The organism is Aeromonas sp. PrichA-15 (genome assembly GCF_017939245.1).
Lineage (GTDB): Bacteria > Pseudomonadota > Gammaproteobacteria > Enterobacterales > Aeromonadaceae > Aeromonas > Aeromonas caviae.
This window is the reverse complement of sequence record NZ_JAGKRH010000199.1, coordinates 1-2,930: the sequence shown is the minus strand read 5'-3', so window position 1 is coordinate 2,930 and position 2,930 is coordinate 1. Positions and strand designations below refer to the sequence as shown.

General features: G+C 53.8%; 3 protein-coding genes. 2 read left to right on the top strand and 1 reads right to left on the bottom strand.

The features are described 5' to 3' along the window. On the top strand, positions 1-256 hold a 256-nt coding region (locus J9889_RS19125; protein WP_210557744.1), incomplete at its 5' end, for a hypothetical protein. A 100-nt stretch (positions 257-356) separates the two neighbouring features. Next, entirely contained in the window at positions 357-2,579 is a 2,223-nt protein-coding gene (locus J9889_RS19120) for a PilC/PilY family type IV pilus protein (RefSeq protein ID WP_246878135.1), read from the top strand. On the opposite strand, the gene J9889_RS19115 is transcribed toward J9889_RS19120, so the two are convergent. Next, the coding region (locus J9889_RS19115; protein ID WP_210557742.1) for an integrase core domain-containing protein at positions 2,568-2,930 on the bottom strand (363 nt) is incomplete at its 5' end. The genes J9889_RS19120 and J9889_RS19115 overlap by 12 nt on opposite strands.

Sequence of the window (2,930 nt, the reverse complement as noted above, 5' to 3'; positions counted from 1 at the left end):
ACGCCCAGGTGGGCGAAATCCTGGCTGGCGTGAAGGTGATGAACAAGCTGATAGGGCTTGGTATGCCTGTTCGCCAGCCAGTGAATTGAGTGGTATCAACGGGTTGGGGAACGGCCATCCAGCGACGGATTTGATCAACAACGCCTCCTTTGGGTGTGGCTTGTTTTGTTTAGCGACTAATCAGATCGCACAAACTGGACTGAGTTCCCTTCCTCCGGTGATCTACTATTCGGAACAGCTATTTAGCAGTATTTAATAGAAATGATGACACTGATAATAATGGCGGACGTATTGTCAGAGACATATTAGGCAGTGAGGTCACACTGGCAAATGGCAAGACGGGAGAGCAGGATCTGTTGGATCGGGTCGAAGCCCTGACAGCCAGTACCAACACACCATTATGCGAGACGTTGAGTGAGGCGTATCGATTCTTCGGGGGACGAAGCGTTGTTTATGGCTTGCAAGGAGGCACGAGAGATACGACCGCCGAAAGCCCGACAGGTACCTATCAAGCCCCCTATGACAACTGCTCAAACAACGGTTACGTCATATACATCACAGATGGAGAGCCGACTCAGGACGGGGATGCCAATACCTTTGTCCAAGGATTGATAAATACATTGTCCAGCGATGAAAAAGCGGCTTATGGCACTACCGTTACTTATGGGTCAGGGAACAGGTCCAGCAGTTATCTGGCCGCATTGGCGGGCTATATGAAACACAAGGATGTGAATGCCGTTTCCCCTGGTACCCAGACAGTCACGACCTTTACCGTCGGGTTTGGTGACGAGGCGATCAGCGGGGCCGGTAATTTGCTTGCTGAAACAGCCCGTCGTGGTGGCGGCGTTTATTATCCGGCAACCAACGCCTCTGCCTTGAGTGATGCGTTGAAGGCATCGCTGCTGGCGATCCTGCGGATCAATACCTCGCTGGTGTCCCCCGCCATTGCCAGCAACAACTTTGACCGGACTCGCAGTCTCAACAACATCTATTACGCCATGTTTGAGCCGGATGATGGTCCCAGATGGCGAGGCAATCTGAAAAAACTGATCTTTTCTCCTGACGGTTATGTGGCTGACAGCCGGGGACTGCCTGCTATCAAGTTTGATGGCACCATCATCGACAGTGCCCAGACTTTCTGGTCATCCGGCCGTGATGGCAACAAGGTGGCTGAAGGTGGGGCGCAAGAGATGTTGGCGGGGAAAAGCAACCGCAGCCTCTATGTCATCAACAATGCCCAGAACCGTCTCGATCAGCTGACCAAGGCAAATCTGGTGACGCAGGCTGGCAGTGAAGCTGCGCTCATGACCTTCATGCAGGCAGTTACGACGACTGAACTCGATTCCCTGATCAACTGGACCAAGGGGTTGGATGTCGACGATGAGGACTTTGATACATCAACCCTGATCCGCACCCATATCATGGGTGACCCCCTGCACTCACGTCCCCTGGTGCTGAACTATGGCCCGCAATCCGGTAACCCGACAGATGCACCGGACTTGCGTATTCTGTTTGGGACCAATGCCGGTTTCCTGCATATGTTCAAGGACATGGGGAGCACCATAGACGAAAGCTGGGCGGCGATACCTTATGAGTTCATGGCCAATCAGAAGGCACTGCGTCTCAATGCGGAATCAGCCGAACATATCTACGGTGTTGACTCTTCTCCGGTGGCCCTTATCAAAGATGCCAATCGCAACGGGGTGCTGAAATCCTCGGAGAGCGATTTTGTCTGGGTATTCACCGGCTTGAGGAGCGGCGGCAAAGCCTATTATGCATTCAACGTTTCCAGCCCGGATACGCCGACACTGAAATGGCGTCTGAACAGTCTGACGACTGGTTTTGGTGAGCTGGGGCTGACCTGGTCGGTGCCGGAAGTCGCGTTTGTGCCGGGAGTCAGTGATCCCGTGCTTATCTTTGCTGGCGGTTATGACGTGAACAAGAGCGTGCTGGGATTGGGAACCAGTGACAGCATGGGGAGAGGTATCTACATCGTCAATGCCGATACTGGGGCGCTGATATTCAGTGCGACCCCTGCTGCGACTTCAACCAGCAACCTCAGAGTCACGGGGATGACCGACAGTATGCCCGGGTCGGTAGCTACGCTTGACAGCGATGGTGATGGCAAAGTCGATCGCATCTATGTGGGTGATACGGGGGGCAATATCTGGCGCATGGATCTCCCAGGCACCAACAAATCTGACTGGAGCGTCTTCAAATTTGCCAGCCTGGGGTCGGATGTCACTCAAGCAGATGATCGCCGTTTCTTCACCCAGCCTATCGTGGTGCGTACCATCAACAAGCAGGTCACCCGCACTGTTGTGGGGGGGAATGTGGTCTATTCCTATCAGGATCGTCCCTTTGATGCAGTGCTGATTGGGAGTGGAGACCGCAATCGCCCCTCATCGGAAGCGACCGTCCGCAATGGCTATTTCATGTTGCGTGATTATGATGTCGTGCCGCGTGCCGCCAATGCGCAGGCAAGAAGCCCCATCTTGATTACTGACCTTTATGATGTGACCTCTGATCCTGGATTTGACCCCATAGGTCCAGACACTTTTTCCCGCTTAGGGTTGTGATACCCGACTGCGCAGAAATTCCCGTGGTGAACGGTATCCCAAGGCGCTGTGCGGGTGGTGCTCGTTATAATGCTCAAACGCAATAGCCAAATTGCCTACCGCTGTTCGGCTATCCGGTTTTGGCATCATCTCGATATAGTCTCGCTTCATCGTCTTCACGAAGCTCTCCGCTATACCGTTACTCTGTGGGCTTCTCACTGCTGTCGTTCTGGGCTCCAACCCGATTTCTCGTGCAAACGCGCGGGTCTCATGGGCTCGATACGCCGAGCCATTATCAGTCAGCCACTCCACCGGTGATGCCGGCAACGAATCCCCAAAGCGATGTTCGACAGACCTCAGCATGACATCTTG